The sequence below is a fragment of the uncultured Campylobacter sp. genome, from assembly GCF_938017705.1.
Lineage (GTDB): Bacteria > Campylobacterota > Campylobacteria > Campylobacterales > Campylobacteraceae > Campylobacter_B.
The window spans coordinates 1-14,755 of sequence record NZ_CALIIS010000209.1; the positions used below are offsets into that span (position 1 = coordinate 1).

The 14,755-nt window shown below is 44.8% G+C and carries 14 protein-coding genes; 12 read left to right on the forward strand and 2 right to left on the reverse strand.

What is annotated here, in order from left to right; translation table 11 throughout:
• Both Q0605_RS09455 and Q0605_RS09460 read left to right on the forward strand, forming a co-directional pair.
• Window positions 1-247, forward strand: a 247-nt coding sequence (locus Q0605_RS09455; protein WP_298706486.1) for a hypothetical protein, incomplete at its 5' end; no start/stop codon positions are given.
• A gap of 58 nt (window positions 248-305) precedes the next feature.
• Window positions 306-875: a hypothetical protein gene (locus Q0605_RS09460; protein ID WP_298706488.1), complete on the forward strand. Its 570-nt coding sequence runs from the start codon at window positions 306-308 to the stop codon at window positions 873-875.
• A gap of 16 nt (window positions 876-891) precedes the next feature.
• Here the strand turns inward: Q0605_RS09460 and hemH are convergent, their stop codons facing one another.
• Complete coding sequence (gene hemH / locus Q0605_RS09465) at window positions 892-2,190, reverse strand: ferrochelatase (protein ID WP_298706490.1); 1,299 nt, start codon at window positions 2,188-2,190, stop codon at window positions 892-894.
• Window positions 2,187-3,059, reverse strand: a complete 873-nt coding sequence (locus tag Q0605_RS09470; RefSeq protein WP_298706492.1) for a Gfo/Idh/MocA family oxidoreductase — start codon at window positions 3,057-3,059, stop codon at window positions 2,187-2,189. Before Q0605_RS09470 ends, hemH begins: the two co-directional genes overlap by 4 nt.
• A gap of 125 nt (window positions 3,060-3,184) precedes the next feature.
• Between Q0605_RS09470 and alaS the strand changes: the two genes are divergently transcribed.
• The 10 genes from alaS to Q0605_RS09520 all read left to right on the forward strand — a co-directional run bounded on the left by alaS (window position 3,185) and on the right by Q0605_RS09520 (window position 14,720).
• Complete coding sequence (alaS, locus tag Q0605_RS09475; protein ID WP_298706493.1) at window positions 3,185-5,728, forward strand: alanine--tRNA ligase; 2,544 nt, start codon at window positions 3,185-3,187, stop codon at window positions 5,726-5,728.
• Window positions 5,725-6,234 carry a hypothetical protein gene (locus Q0605_RS09480; RefSeq protein ID WP_298706495.1) on the forward strand — a complete coding sequence of 170 codons (510 nt, stop codon included), beginning with the start codon at window positions 5,725-5,727 and terminating at the stop codon, window positions 6,232-6,234. Before alaS ends, Q0605_RS09480 begins: the two co-directional genes overlap by 4 nt.
• Window positions 6,234-6,779 carry a septum formation inhibitor Maf gene (maf, locus tag Q0605_RS09485; RefSeq protein ID WP_298706497.1) on the forward strand — a complete coding sequence of 182 codons (546 nt, stop codon included), beginning with the start codon at window positions 6,234-6,236 and terminating at the stop codon, window positions 6,777-6,779. The genes Q0605_RS09480 and maf overlap by 1 nt, the downstream gene beginning before the upstream one ends.
• Complete coding sequence (locus tag Q0605_RS09490; protein WP_298706499.1) at window positions 6,773-8,683, forward strand: PBP1A family penicillin-binding protein; 1,911 nt, start codon at window positions 6,773-6,775, stop codon at window positions 8,681-8,683. The genes maf and Q0605_RS09490 overlap by 7 nt, the downstream gene beginning before the upstream one ends.
• Window positions 8,684-8,828: 145 nt before the next feature.
• Window positions 8,829-9,479: a hypothetical protein gene (locus Q0605_RS09495; RefSeq protein ID WP_298706501.1), complete on the forward strand. Its 651-nt coding sequence runs from the start codon at window positions 8,829-8,831 to the stop codon at window positions 9,477-9,479.
• 41 nt (window positions 9,480-9,520) lie between these two features.
• On the forward strand, window positions 9,521-10,171 hold the full coding sequence (locus Q0605_RS09500) for a hypothetical protein (RefSeq protein WP_298706503.1): 651 nt from the start codon (window positions 9,521-9,523) through the stop codon (window positions 10,169-10,171).
• A 144-nt stretch (window positions 10,172-10,315) separates the two neighbouring features.
• A complete protein-coding gene (locus Q0605_RS09505) occupies window positions 10,316-12,553 on the forward strand; it encodes a nitric-oxide reductase large subunit (protein WP_298706505.1) in 2,238 nt (745 codons plus the stop codon).
• A 277-nt stretch (window positions 12,554-12,830) separates the two neighbouring features.
• Complete coding sequence (locus Q0605_RS09510; RefSeq protein ID WP_298706507.1) at window positions 12,831-13,274, forward strand: GatB/YqeY domain-containing protein; 444 nt, start codon at window positions 12,831-12,833, stop codon at window positions 13,272-13,274.
• A 128-nt stretch (window positions 13,275-13,402) separates the two neighbouring features.
• On the forward strand, window positions 13,403-14,035 hold the full coding sequence (locus Q0605_RS09515) for a hypothetical protein (RefSeq protein ID WP_298706509.1): 633 nt from the start codon (window positions 13,403-13,405) through the stop codon (window positions 14,033-14,035).
• Window positions 14,036-14,084: 49 nt separating this feature from the next.
• Window positions 14,085-14,720, forward strand: coding sequence for a hypothetical protein (locus Q0605_RS09520; RefSeq protein WP_298706511.1), 636 nt, complete (start codon window positions 14,085-14,087; stop codon window positions 14,718-14,720).
• Window positions 14,721-14,755 lie beyond the last annotated feature (35 nt).

Here is a 14,755-nt window from a genome sequence, read left to right on the forward strand (position 1 = left end):
CAAAGAAAAAATATATAAACTAAATTCCAAATATCGAGTCATCGACTACGTCGACAAACGGACAGATATGCAGGCGCTTTTGCTTGAAAGAGGAGAAGCAAATGATAATGGCGAATTCCAAGGAAGCGGTAACTATGTGCTAGCCTTCCGTGGAACTAAAGGCAAGGTAGATATAGCAAGCAGTATCTGTAAAGATATCTTTGTGAAAAGGACATGTAAATTTAAAGCCTTATCGGAGATTATCTAAAAAAAGATGGAATTTTTCTAAAATATGTGAGGTATCCAAAAACAACAAAAGGAATGCAATGAAGAATCCGCTTTACTACGTAGATTATTGGTATGATTTGATTAAATTCGGCTTCGATCGGAAACACACTTTTATAACGCTAATCGTTGTTTGCGTTTCATTTATCGCACCGATACTTCTTTTGATAGCATATCAAAGCGCACCTAGTAGAAAAAATATAGAAGATCCTTTTGTTTTTGTTGGAACTATAAGCGAATTTCATAAATATGATAGCTATCGTGGTGGAACCGGCTGCAATATATCCGTGCGAGGAAGCGGTAAAATTTTTGATCTGCATATCGGAAATAGCAAGACAGATTATGAACAATTCGGTATGCAATTTTGTGATTTAATTTACAAAAACTATATAGATCAAATTTGCGTAAAAATTAAAATGTCGGAAAGATTTTTAAATGAATACGGGTATTGCGATGGAACAAAAATACATACCTCAAATGCAGAGGATTGGGATAATTTATATTTTCAAAGAAATATACTAACCTTAACTAGTATATTGCTATTTTTATCCGCATTGTATTCAATCTTCAAGCTTCATATAGAATATAAAAAATCCAAACTAAAAGATTAAATTTTAATCTCTAAATTTACAGCGCTTGCGCGAGTATAAATTTCGCGAAATCCTCGCGGGAGTTCGGGCATTTGCACACTTCGTAGTATTCATAACCTAGCTCGCGCGCCTGGGCCCTATAAAAAATATCCAGCTCGAAATTGGTCTCGGAATTATCCACGCAAAATGCGATCGGAAATATGAGCGCTTTTTTGCTCTGCAGATCCCGCAAAACGTCCGCAACATTGGGCTCTAGCCACTTAACGGGACCCAGGCGCGATTGATACGCCAAAATAATCTCTTTAAATTTAATTCCGCGCGCGGCTAGCAAATCTTTTAAAATTTGCATGTGTGCATTTATCTGCGCCTCGTAAGGATCGCCCGCGGTGATCATTTTTACCGGCAGCGAATGTGCGGAAAATATGAGCGAAATTTGAGAAATTTCATCCGCGCTAAATTTCGAGACGCACGCCGCAATTAAATTTAGTAAAATTTCGTTGTAAGCGGCGCTGTCGTAGAAAATATCAACTATCTTATAATTTTTTATACCAAGCCGCTTAAGTGCGGCTTCGGCAGAACACAGACTCGATTGCACCGTCGTTTTTGAGAAGTGCGGATACAAAGGCATCAAAATTATCTCGTCAAAATCCGCGTATTTTTTAAGCACGTCCTCCGCAAAAGGCGGCGTGTAATTCATCGCATAATCGCAAATTAGCTCATCTATCGGTTTTTCATTCTTCGGCGCTTCATTTTGCAGCGCCTCACCCTGTGTCGGGACGCTCTGCGGCGGCTGGTTTTGCAATAGAGTGTCTTGCGCCGGCTCGCTCTGTGCCTCTTGCGCCGGCTCACCTGCGGCGCTTGTAAATTCGGTTTGGTTTTGAAATTTAGCCTCGCCACCAGGCTCGCCGCCTTCTTGAAATTTAGCGGAATTTTGCAGCTTGCATGTAGCGCTAAAATCTGGGCTATTAAATTTTGTGGCACCCTGAAATTCTACCTCATTTTGAAATTTAGCTGCGCTCTGAAATTTTAAATTTTGCGCACCATCTGCATTTTCAAATTTTAATCCCGCGCCGAATTTTGCTCGCGCTAGTTCATTTACCCGCTCGCAAAGCGCTTCGGTAATGGAGCATATCGGCGAGCGTCCGCCCAGTTTTTCGTAGTTGCTACGCGCCGCCGCCGCTCTACTTCTTACAATGATTGCGGCTAAAACGCTACGCCAAAAATCACTCTTAATGCCCAAAATAAAGGGGTCGTTAAACATATTTTTTAAAAAAACTTCAACCTCACTCAGATCGTTCGGACCGCCCATGTTGAGTAAAATTAGGGCTTTTTTCATGAGATGATTTCTCGTATTTTTATCGCATCCTCGACGCTTGCAAGACCTGCGTTAGTACTGCTGTCGCACATCGCGCAAAATGCTTCGTGTTCGCGGCGCAGCGAAAAGTCATCGCGATCGACGCGCAGATTTACGCGCCCGTCAGGCGTAATTTTAAAAAGAGTTATTGAGATTAGATCGCCGAAATACACGCCGCTGTCGGTGCAAATTTCGATACCGTGGCGTCTGATCGGATAGAGATTGGACTGCATTAGCGTGCAATAGCAGCCGCTTTTTGTGTGAAGCGTCGCGCATGCGGCTAGAGTGCGCTCTTTAGAGATATTTTTGCTAAGTTCTATGCAAGCTATCTCGCTGTGAGAAAGCAGCCGCACAAGATCGATATCTCTAAAAAGGGCATTGGCTACGATATCTGCTCTATCATCGTTTGCAAAACCGCTTACGAAGCTCATCGAAAAAATTTTATCCCCCTTGGCTAGCTCGCGTAACAAGGATACGATTACTGGATTGTAGCGGTCGAAGTAGCCTACGGCTAGGCGCGTGCCGTTAGTAGTGACTGCGTAATTTATCTCTCTGGCTTCGGCTAGGCTTTGTGCGAGCGGAGATTCTACAAAGATATTTTTGGTAAACGGTAGGCATTTTAAAATCAGCTCTTTATGCGATGGCGGGGGAGCCGTGATGACTACGGCGTCGGGCTTGGCGACGTTAAAAAGATCGGTTAGATTATCAAAGACCGGATAGCGCGGGCCGAAATTTTCACTGCTGCCCTTATGATAAAGCGCTACAAGCTCGAAATAATCGCTCCTTCTTAGCTCGCTAAAGTGCTTTTGACCAAGCTCGTCCATGCCTATGATCGCTATCTTTTTTTTCATCGTTATGCCCTAAATTTAATCTTTCGCGCCATTATAACTAAGAATGGTTAAAATTTTATAGTTTTTAAAATCTAATTTGGCTAAAATGCGCTCCAAAATTTTAAAATTTAAAACAGGGAAATTTCATGGATATTAGAAGCGAATATTTGAATTTTTTTGCGAGCAAGGGCCATCAGATCGTTCCTAGCGCGCCGCTGGTACCAGATGATGATAGTTTGCTTTTTACAAACGCGGGTATGGTGCCCTTTAAAAGCATATTTACAGGAGCCGTTCCGCGTCCGACGCCGCCTATCCGCACGAGCTGTCAGACCTGCATCCGCGCCGGCGGCAAACACAACGACCTAGACAACGTCGGCTATACCGCGCGCCACCATACGTTTTTTGAGATGCTTGGCAATTTCAGCTTCGGTGAGTATTTTAAAGAGCAGGCAATCGCCTATGCGTGGGAGTTTATCACTGAAATTTTAAAGCTTCCAAAAGACAAACTTTACGTCACCGTGCACGAGAAAGACGACGAAGCGTTTGGGTTCTGGGCGCAGCACATAGCGCAGGAGCGCATCTACCGCTTCGGCGATCACGATAACTTTTGGGCGATGGGCGATACCGGTCCGTGCGGACCGTGCAGCGAAATTTTTTACGATCAGGGCGAGGAGCATTTTCACTCATCCGAGGATTATATGGGCGGCGACGGCGACCGCTTTTTAGAGATTTGGAATTTAGTTTTCATGCAGTACGAGCGCAGCAAAGACGGCAAGCTTAGCCCGCTTCCAAAGCCTAGCATCGACACGGGCATGGGTCTTGAGCGCGTCACGGCGATTAAGGAGGGCAAGTTTAGCAACTACGACAGCTCGCTTTTCATGCCGCTAATTGATGAGGTTGCAAAGCTTTGCGGCAAACCTTACGTTTATGAAAGCGGCGCGAGCTACCGCGTCATCGCCGATCATATCCGCTCGGTCGTGTTTTTGCTGGCGCAGGGAACAAATTTTAATCGCGAGGGCAGGGGATATGTTTTGCGTAGAATTCTGCGCCGCGCCGTGCGCCACGGCTATCTGCTCGGCATCAAAGAGCCCTTTATGCACCACCTCGTGGATAAAGTATGCGAGCTGATGGGTGGACACTATGCCTATCTAAACGAGAAAAAGCAGGTCGTAAAGGAGCAGATCAAGCTCGAAGAGGAGCGGTTTTTCGCCACTTTGGCAAACGGCATCGAGCTTTTTAACGAGGAGCTTGCGCGCACTAAAGAAATTTTTAGCGGCGAGGTCGCGTTTAAACTATACGATACCTACGGCTTTCCGCTCGATCTGACCGCCGATATGCTACGCGAGAAAAATTTGCGTGTGGATGAAGCTAAATTTGACGCGCTTATGAGCGAGCAAAGGCAGATAGCTAAAGCCGCATGGAAGGGCAGTGGCGATAAAAACGTCCATGGCGATTTCAAGGCGCTGCTAGAGAAATTCGGCGAGAATAAATTTAGCGGTTACGAAGAGCTTAGCCGCACGAGCAAGGTTTTAGCGCTACTTAACGAGGATTTTGCGGAAGTGGATGAGCTCAAAGCCGGCGATATTGGCTGGGCGATGTTTGATATCACTCCGTTTTATGCACAAAGCGGCGGTCAAACGGGCGATAGCGGCGAAGTGGAGTCCATAGCCGATGTGTTTGATACGCAGAAATTTTATGGGCTAAATTTATCCCACTTGCGCCTTAATCGTAACCTGAAAATCGGCGATATCGTCGGGCTCAAGGTTTCTGAAGAGCGTGAGCAGATTGCACGCCATCACAGCGCGACGCATCTTTTGCACGCGGCGCTTCGTGCGGTACTAGGGGCTCATATAGCTCAAGCAGGAAGCTTGGTTGAAGCTGACCGCTTAAGATTTGACTTCTCGCATCCTAAGGCGCTTAGCGACGAGGAGCTAGCTAAAATCGAGGAATTTGTAAATAATGCCGTTTGCAAGGGCTGTGCGGCAAAAACCGAGATTATGGATATAGATGACGCTAAAAATAGCGGCGCGATTGCGCTTTTTGGCGAAAAATACGGCTCAAAAGTGCGCGTTGTGAGCTTCGGAGAGATTAGTAAGGAGCTTTGCGGCGGAATTCACGTGCGTAATTTAAGCGAGATAGGACCGTTTTTTATAGTTAAAGAAAGCAGTGTAAGTGCGGGCGTTAGGCGTATCGAGGCAGTTTGTTCGCGCGCTGCTTTAAATTTGGCACTTCAAAATCGCGCTAAGCTTGCTGAAATTTCTGCGGAGCTAAAAGGGATTGAGCCTCTCCGCGCGATTGAGAAATTAAAAGATGAGATCAGGTCGCTAAAAGATCAGATCAAGCATGCAAGCAGTTCTCATGCACTGGCTTTTCTAAATGTCGGTGATACCAAACTTTGCGTAGCCTCGGTCGAAAGCGGTGATATAAAAACTATGATAGATGAGTTTAAAAATAGCCACGAAAAGGCGGCGATAATGCTGATGCAAGTAGGCACCGACGGCAAAATTTCAATCGCAGCAGGTGTTAAAAACGCGCCGATCAAAGCTGGCGAGTGGGTTAAGCTCGCGGCGCAAATTTTAGGCGGTGGCGGCGGCGGACGCGATGATTTTGCGACCGCGGGCGGCAAGGACGTGCTAAAAATCGAAGAAGCGATCAAAGAGGCGATCTCTTACGCAAAAGGTAAAATTTGAACGAAATCGATACCGGCTTCATCAAAGCCTCGCAAATTTTGCCGCTGATTCACATTTTAAGCGTGATTTTTTTGGTCTGCGCGCAGATCTGCGTATTTTTGATCACGCGGATTTTTATGAATTTAAGCAGTAAAAGTCAAGCGGATGCGAAGGATGTAAAATTTGCAGAAATTTTACGATATATGAAACGCTATGAGCAGTTCTTTGCACTATTTTTGGTGATCGTTTGCGTAAGTGGATTTTTTCTTGCGGACGGCGGAAGTTTTAAATTTTCAGATCCTATGGTAAAAGGCGCGATTGCCACGCTGTGGGCTGGCGCCAGCTTTATACTACTAAATTTTATCTACATGCATTATAAAATTTCATCTTTGAAGCGAGCTTTGGATGCAGGAGATGAGCTTGAGGCGAATGAGCATTTAATCATCGTCGTTAAATATTTCATCCCGCTAAATATCGTAGTCACGCTGATTTGCGTTTATCTAGGCGTGACGGTGGGCGAGTTTTGATGATTTATTTAGCTTCCAGTTCGCCTACTAGAGCACAAATTCTAAAGGATAACGGCGTAGAATTTACGCAAATTCCTTTTAATTTCGACGAAAGCGGCATTAGCAAGGACGATGCACGCACCTATGCTTACCGCGTTGCCGTAGCCAAGAAAGCGCAGTTTTTTAAAATTTATAAAAATTATGATAGAGTGCTGTTTGCCGATAGCTCCGTGCTTGCTGGCGGCGAAATTTTAGGCAAGGCGCGGGATGAAGCGGACGCATTAAAAATGCTACGAGCTCAAAGCGGTGCTAGCTGCGCCGTTTATACTGCGATGATTTTTTGCAGTAAGGCGCTAGAGCTTTCGGCACTTAGCGTCGCAAGCTTTGAATTTGCGGAATTTACTGAAGCGGATTTAAAAGGCTATATCGCTAGCGGCGATTGGCGTGGCAAGGCGGGTGCGATGAGTATCGAAGGCTTTAACGAAAAATATATTAAAAGCTCGCGTGGGTCAAAATTCACGGCGATGGGGCTTGATCTGGAAATTTTAAAGAGGTTTGTATGGTAAGAGTTTTATTTAGTTTTATTACGGTTTGTGCGTTTGCCGCAGGCGGAATTTTTTTGTATTTTTACTCGCAAATCCGCTTGGAATCGGACTCGATCATCGATTATCATCCCGAGCTTACGACTAAAATTTATGACCGCAACGGCAATTTGATAGCCAATGTTTTTAATGAACAAAATAGAATTTACGTAAAATTCGACGAGATTCCAGGCCGCGTGATCGAGGCGCTCGTAGCTATCGAGGATACGGCGTTTTTCGAACACGGCGGTGTGAATGTCGAGGCGATTTTTAGGGCGATCATTAAGGACGTCAAAGCGATGAAATTCGTCGAAGGGGCTTCTACGATTACGCAGCAGATCACGCGAAATTTAGTTCTTTCGAGCGAAAAGAAGCTTGATCGCAAGATTAAAGAAGCAATCCTATCGCTTAAAATAGAAAACGCCCTAAGCAAGGAACAAATTCTAGAGCGTTACTTCAACGAGGTGTATTTCGGGCACGGATATTACGGCATCCGCACGGCGGCTTTGGGATATTTCAAAAAGGATTTGCAAGATTTAAGCCTTAAAGAGATCGCGATTTTAGTGGGCTTGCCGAAAGCTCCTAGCAGCTTTGATCCTACTAAGCACCTGGATTTGTCGCTTTCGCGTGCCAATAACGTGATTTATAGGATGCATGAGCTCGGCTGGATAAATAAGACCGAATATGAGCTTGCGATGAACGAGCAGCCTACGATTTATAATGAAACGCTCACGCAAAACGCAGCGCCGTATGCCGTAGATGAGATCATAAAAGAAGCGGAAAAAATTCTACCGGATGTCCGTACGGGCGGGTATCGTATAGATACGAGCCTTGATTTAAAGGCGCAAGCGATGGCGCAAGAGGCATTAGTTTTCGGCTACAATGAAATTTTAAAGCGCAATAAAGACGCCAATGCAAGTAACGTAAACGGCGCTATGGTCGTCACGCATCCGCAAAACGGCGAAATTTTAGCCTTAGTAGGCGGCGTGGATTACGCGAAATCAAATTTCAATCGCGCCAGCCAATCCCAGCGCCAAACCGGCTCTAGTTTTAAGCCTTTCGTCTATCAAATCGCCCTTGATATGGGCTACTCGACGATGACCGAAGTTCCCGATATAGCTAGAGAATTCGACGATGGCAGCGATAAAACGTGGAAGCCGAAAAATTACGACAAGACTTACAGCGGCTATATCACGATCAAAGAAGCTTTAACACGCTCGCGCAACCTTGCCTCGATCAATCTGATGCAATCTATCGGCGTTGATCGCGCGGTAAAAAAGCTGGGTGAGTTCGGCTTTAAAAATGTCCCGCCTGCCCTGTCGGTGGCTATCGGCAGCTACGGAATTTCGCCGCTTGAATACTCTACGATGTATTCGATGTTCCCGGGGCTTGGGATTACTGCAAAATCAAAATTTATCGTTTCGATTACCGATAAGGACGGCAAAACTCGCTTTATAGAGCCTGAGCGCCGCCGCGTGCTGCGCCCTGAACAGGCGTATCTGATGACTACGCTGCTAAAAAATATCGTGCAGCGCGGTACTGGTACTCGCGCGCGCGTGCAAGGAATCGACGTCGCTGGCAAAACAGGCACCTCAAACGATAGCATAGACGCGTGGTTTTGCGGCTTTACGCCCGATCTACAGATCATCATTTGGTACGGCAACGACGATTATAAACCTATGCGAAAGGTCGAGGGCGGCGGCCGCACCGCAGCACCGGTATTTGCAAAATTTTTAGATGCCTATTTAAAAGAATATCCGCAAACCAAACGAAATTTCACGGTTCCGGACGGCGTCTTTAGCAGCTCATACAACGGCAAGGAGGAGTACTACACTAAAATTTCGCCGCTTCCTAAGCCCCGCGAAAGCAGCAGCGACGGATCGCTTTAAATTTGGATGCAAATCTAAATTTTAATCCGTTTTCGGAAGCCTTGCATGAATTGCGTTTATTACACAAACATAAATATGCTAATTTTTTAGTTTGTTTAAAGTTGTAGGCGCTAAAATGCGTAATCATTTTATTTAGGGGTTAAGATTGCAGAATTTAGATTTTGAAAGCAAAAAGATAAGAATAGAAAATACTCGTATAAAATTCGGTAAATTTTTTACGAAATTATGTTTTATATATTTTTTATATTCTCTTAGCGCCTTTATAATTCCTAAAAATATTTTAGATATTTCTCCTGCGTGCTTGAATTTCGTAAATTTTATGAAAAGCTATTTTCCAAATATCGAAATTATCGGTAATATTAGCCCATACACCCAACTTTTGGAATTTTACGTTAGTATTATGTGGATATGCGGGATTATTATTTTTGTGGTTTCTAGCTTATATTCATTGGTTTATTATATTTACTTTTGCAGATATGATGATGACTTTATCTTGGTTGCAAAAAAGAAGCGGGAAAACGATTTCCCGTTTTTGTTACTTCCGTTTATGTTTGGTCTTGGTATTTTTATGTTTGAGGTTTATTATACCGGATATTTTGCAAGCAGCGGTATCAGCATAAGAACAAGCCATTTTATGCCGGAATTTCAAAGTAGATTTTCAATTTTTGGATATATCATTTTCTTTCAATCCGGTTTTTCTCTTTCGGGTTCCGTAATATTAATGTCTACATTCGAATTTATTTACAAAATATATTTCTATTTAAAAGGAGTGAAAGATGCAGAGCAAAGTCAATGAAAATAGCGGTGTATTGAATTAAAAATTTGGAGTATTATCGTATGGAATTTCAAAGTTATAAATCTGAAATGCCGCTTTTTATAATCAAGGACTATTGGACTAAAATCAGTACAGAATGTTATTTAATATTAGCTGTATTTTTAGTTATATTCCTATTTTTCTGCAGAGGAAGTGCTTGGGTATATCAATTTTTAGGAGCTGTTACTTTTTTGGTGGGAATTTTATTTATTAATAAACATAAATTTTTAAATTTCTATTCCGATAGAATAGAATATAATTCTTTATGCAAAAATTATAACGATGTATATTCGATACATAAAAGTGTAAAGACTTCTAATTTTGATAAAATCGCTATTTATAAATTTTCTGGACTAGTAATTGAAGATGCTTGCAAATACAATGCCAATATAACTAGATTTAAAAAATTTCTCTTGCTAATTTTATCATACGCTCTGCATCCGCTCAATATTATTTGCTTTAGTGTACTTAAAATTTTAAAAAGAATAGATAGCATAAATTTAAATGTTCTAATTTTATTAGATAGTACTCATAGTAATTATTTTGCCATTCCGCTAACTATGTTAAGTGAGTATGAACGAGTAAATTTGAAAAAGTATTTAAAAGACAAACTAAATCTAAATCTTAATAATATCGAGGTAAGGGATAGATTTATAGATATAAATTTTATATAAAATTTTTTAAAACCCTTTATTTCAGTATATTTTAATAAATTCCAGCTTAAGCAGATAAATTTTATCTTTTTATTGACGAGCCTCAATGCTTATCGAAATTTAAATAGGTAAAATTCTCTCCTAATTTCAGTTAAAGGAGTGAAAATGGCAGAATTTAAGAAGCTCTGGATGGCGCTCGTAGTGGTGCTCATCGTGGGCTTTAGTTTCTTGGGTTTTTACGGCGGCGAGGTGTATAGGCAGTCTCCGCCGGTGGTAAAATTTACCGATGCTAGCGGAGCTGAGCTAATCAGCACCGAGCGCATTTACCGCGGGCAGGAGGCCTGGCAGAGTATCGGCGGTATGCAGGTGGGCTCGATTTGGGGTCACGGCGCGTATCAGGCGCCCGATTGGAGCGCAGATTGGCTGCATAAGGAGTTGGTTGCGTTTATGGATATCAAGGCGCAGGAGCGTTTCGGCGTGAAATTTGACGCCTTAAATGACGAGCAAAAGGCGCAGATCAAGGCGCTTACCAAGGCCGAGTATCGCACCAACACCGTAAAAGACGGCACCGTTAAGCTAAGCGACGATCGCTTAAAGGCTATGGCGGTCGTAAAAAACGAGTACATGGGCGTTTTCGGAAACGATCCGCGCTTTAAAAAGCTTCGCGAGGATTACGCGATGAAGGAAAATACGCTCGCAAACGAGCAACATCGCGCCGAGCTCGTGGATTTCATATTTTGGACTGCGTGGGCGGTTTCTACGGATCGTCCTAGCGGAGAGGCGACCTATACCAATAACTGGCCACACGAGCCGCTGATAGACAATGTCCCTACCACCGAAAACATCGTTTGGACGATCGCAAGCCTTGTTATTTTGCTTACCGGCATCGGTCTTTTAGTGTGGTTTGGAAATTTCTACGGCAAAAAGGACGAGGATTTCGAGGCTCCTGCGAAGCTTAGCGCAGATCCGATCGCCGCTTTGGCGCTTACGCCGTCGCAAAAGGCGCTTGGCAAATATCTTTTCGTAGCGGTTGCATTGTTTGCATTTCAGGCCTTCATCGGCGGCTTCGTTGCGCACTATACGATCGAGGGTCAGTCCTTTTTCGGGCTTGATATTTCGCAGTATATTCCTTACTCGCTAGCGCGCACCTGGCACGTGCAGGCGTCCATTTTCTGGATCGCTACGGGCTTTTTGGCGGCGGGATTGTTTCTAGCTCCGATCATCAACGGCGGCAAAGATCCTAAATTTCAAAAGCTCGGCGTGGACGTGCTTTTCTACGCGCTTCTTTTCTTGGTCGTCGGCAGCTTCGCGGGCGAATACATGGCGATTGCGGGCAAGATGGATCCAAGCAGCAGCTTCTGGATCGGACATCAAGGATATGAGTATTTAGACCTCGGTAGAATTTGGCAGCTGATACTGTTTGTGGGTCTTGTGATCTGGATGGTACTCGTGCTTCGCGGCTTTATCGCGGGCTTTAGAGCCGAGGGCGATAAGAATTTATTGGCGATCTTTACCGCTTCGGTTATCGCCGTGGGGCTTTTTTACGGCGCGGGTCTATTCTACGGACAGCGCTCGCCGATCCCGGTGATGGAGTACTGGCGCTGGTGGGTCGTGCACCTTTGGGTTGAGGGATTTTTCGAGGTTTTCGCAACGGCGTCTTTGGCGTTCGTGTTTGCGTCCTTGGGCTTAGTAAGCAAGAAATTTGCCACCTACACCTCGATTGCTAGCGCGTCGATTTTCCTAATCGGCGGAATTCCCGGCACCTTCCATCACCTCTATTTTGCGGGCACTACTACGCCGATAATGGCTGTGGGCGCGAGCTTCTCGGCGCTTGAGGTCGTGCCTTTGGTGCTTTTGGGTTCGGAGGCGTTTCACTATTACAAACTTCAATTTGCGCAGGATTGGGCTAAGCGCCTAAAATGGCCGCTTTACTGCTTCATCGCCGTGGCGTTTTGGAATATGCTGGGCGCGGGCGTTTTCGGCTTTTTAATTAACCCGCCGCTTGCGCTATTTTACATCCAGGGCTTAAACACCACCGCGGTGCACGCTCATACGGCGCTATTTGGCGTATACGGCTTTTTGGCGCTCGGCTTCGTGTGGCTCGTGGCGCTATATATTTACAAAGACAAAAACTTTGATGATACGCTGATGAAGATCGGCTTTTGGGCGCTTAACGCGGGTCTGCTTCTAATGGTGCTGATTTCGCTATTACCTGTCGGAATTTTGCAGGCATTCGCGGCGATCGACGTGGGTATGTGGTACGCAAGAAGCGCGGAATTTTTGCAAAAAGACAGCCTCTACGGGCTCCGCTGGGCGCGCATCATCGGCGATACGATCTTTTTGGTAGGAAGCGTGTGCTTCTTGATTCAAATCGTGCGAATGATATTCTCACGCGCTAAATAGAGCCTTCGCGAGCTCTTATCGTTTGCTTTGCCCCACAGGGATTTTATATTCTTGCGGGGCTTTTTAAATTTTACTAGGCTTCGCAAGAGCTTTTTTTCCGCAAATGGGAGCTGCGCGCGAGTCTTTGCCGCAGACGATACCCGCGGCTAGTTTTAAATTTAGCCGCAAATCACTCTAAATCTTTAAAATTTTAAAATTTCATCCTCTTAAATTTACCCGAGCCAAATTTTAAATTTGCTACAATTGCCGCCGAAATTTTAACCTAAAGGAGTAGAAAATGGGTGTGCGAGAGCAAATTTTAGAAGACATTAAAACGGCGATGAAAAGCGGCGATCATTTCCGCAGAGACAGCCTGCGGATGCTTAACGCCGCGCTTAAGCAGGTCGAGGTGGACGAGCGCATCAGCCTTAGCGACGAGCGCGTCTTTAGCATACTTCAAAGCGAGATCAAGCGCCGAAACGACTCTGTGCAGCAGTATCGCGCGGGTGGTCGCGACGATCTGGTGCAAAAAGAGCAGGGCGAGATCGAGATCATCGCGTCTTATCTGCCCGCGCAGCTAGGCGATGCCGAGCTTGCCGCAGAGGTTGGCTCGCTAATCGCCGAGCTTGGCGCTAGCGGCGCAAAGGATATGGGGCGCGTGATGAAAGCTGCCAAGGAAGCGCTCGGCTCAAGCGTGGACGGCAAGCGGCTGAGCGAGGCGGTCAAAGCGGCACTGAAGTAGCCTGCATTTGAGGCTAAATTTCGGCTACGGCTAAATTGTATCGACGTAAAATTTCACCGCTGAAATTTTTTGAGATAGAGCTTTGGCTGCGGAATTTATACGCTAATTTAAAATTTTAAAGGATCATCATGAAAAAATTTATCGCGGTTTTACTAGCCGTTTTGCTTGTGGGGTGCCAGTGCAAACAAAACGTAGCGCCCGGAGCAAATGAAACGCCCGAAAAAATCACGGCATTTTTCGTAAACGACGGTAAGGAATACATCGTAGGCGAGAAACTCAGCTATGTCCTAACGAACGGCTCGTCGCTTAAGAATATCTCGGAATTTTACGATGGCGGATACGCCAAAGGGCTTAAGCGCGAGTTTGTGCAGATCGAAGTAACCGATGCTAAAAACGGCGAGGCGCGCGGTAGCTTCAGCGCATTTTTGAATTCCGCAGCTGGTGCAGATGTCGCCAAAATCAAAGCTCTAGCAAATCGCATCGAAATCGATGAGAAAAAAGGCGAGATAGAAGCGATTTTCTACTTCGATGCGCGCGTCGTGCAGATCAAAAATCTTAGCGAAATAATGAAGCCCGGCGACAGACTGCGCTCCCCGATACCCGCTCACATCGAGGTTTTGCCGGAGCGCTGCGAGGGCAACGCCCTGTTGGATACGCTAGGCATCATCGTGGCTATACCAGTGGTAATCGTGGGCGTAGTGCTATTTCTGCCCGTCGGGGCGATGGAGGCGCTTGCGATGCAGCATAGCTCGCGATCATAAAAGCCGTGAAATTCCGTATCTAGCAGCGAAACTTACAATGTAATGATCGATGAAGCTCGGCGAAATTTGGTATAACTTAGATCGCAAGTTCGATCTATTTATGATCGCATTTTATTTGGCGGCGATGTGGTACGGATTTCTTTTTAGCTTGAATCCTAAAAGCTTAGATGATCTGAAAATCGCAAATGGAATAATCATGGATGTCGGAAGTGATGATGGGCGCGAATATATGCAGATTTTTACGGATGAGCGCAAATTTATCAAAGTCTTTTTAAATGGCTATACGGATAACTTAACCTACTTTTATAAAAATAAAATTTTGCTCAATGCGGCAATTGTTGAAGCTAATTTTAAGCGCTCAGGAGCGGACGAGTGGCAAGGCGTGAATATCAAGCCTTCTATTTCGCTAATCGCATACGAATGGCTGGAAGGCAAGCGAGTTAAAGCTTGGTATCAAAGCCGTCCGTTTCCGTTTCGGGGTCGCGGCACGGCATATCAAGTTTTATTTTTGGATTATAATGCGAGCGTCGACCCACCGCAGCGCGAGTATCTGATGAAATTCAGATATGACAAATACGCTACGACGGATGATAAATTTACGGCTACGGTATTTGGAGCCTTGACGCTCATTTTTCTTGCGATTATGGCGGGCAAATTTTATCAAGCATGGCGCCAACTGCAATAAACATTGCGCCGCGAATTTTAAGTAGCATCAGATAG

Coding starts and splice junctions, on each gene's coding strand:
- Q0605_RS09490 (WP_298706499.1), top strand. CDS start 6,773: ATGGTAAGAGTTTTATTTAGTTTTATTACGGTTTGTGCGTTTGCCGCA.
- Q0605_RS09515 (WP_298706509.1), top strand. CDS start 13,403: ATGAAAAAATTTATCGCGGTTTTACTAGCCGTTTTGCTTGTGGGGTGC.
- maf (WP_298706497.1), top strand. CDS start 6,234: ATGATTTATTTAGCTTCCAGTTCGCCTACTAGAGCACAAATTCTAAAG.
- Q0605_RS09505 (WP_298706505.1), top strand. CDS start 10,316: ATGGCAGAATTTAAGAAGCTCTGGATGGCGCTCGTAGTGGTGCTCATC.
- Q0605_RS09510 (WP_298706507.1), top strand. CDS start 12,831: ATGGGTGTGCGAGAGCAAATTTTAGAAGACATTAAAACGGCGATGAAA.
- Q0605_RS09520 (WP_298706511.1), top strand. CDS start 14,085: ATGAAGCTCGGCGAAATTTGGTATAACTTAGATCGCAAGTTCGATCTA.
- Q0605_RS09460 (WP_298706488.1), top strand. CDS start 306: ATGAAGAATCCGCTTTACTACGTAGATTATTGGTATGATTTGATTAAA.
- alaS (WP_298706493.1), top strand. CDS start 3,185: ATGGATATTAGAAGCGAATATTTGAATTTTTTTGCGAGCAAGGGCCAT.
- Q0605_RS09500 (WP_298706503.1), top strand. CDS start 9,521: ATGGAATTTCAAAGTTATAAATCTGAAATGCCGCTTTTTATAATCAAG.
- hemH (WP_298706490.1), bottom strand. CDS start 2,190: ATGAAAAAAGCCCTAATTTTACTCAACATGGGCGGTCCGAACGATCTG.
- Q0605_RS09470 (WP_298706492.1), bottom strand. CDS start 3,059: ATGAAAAAAAAGATAGCGATCATAGGCATGGACGAGCTTGGTCAAAAG.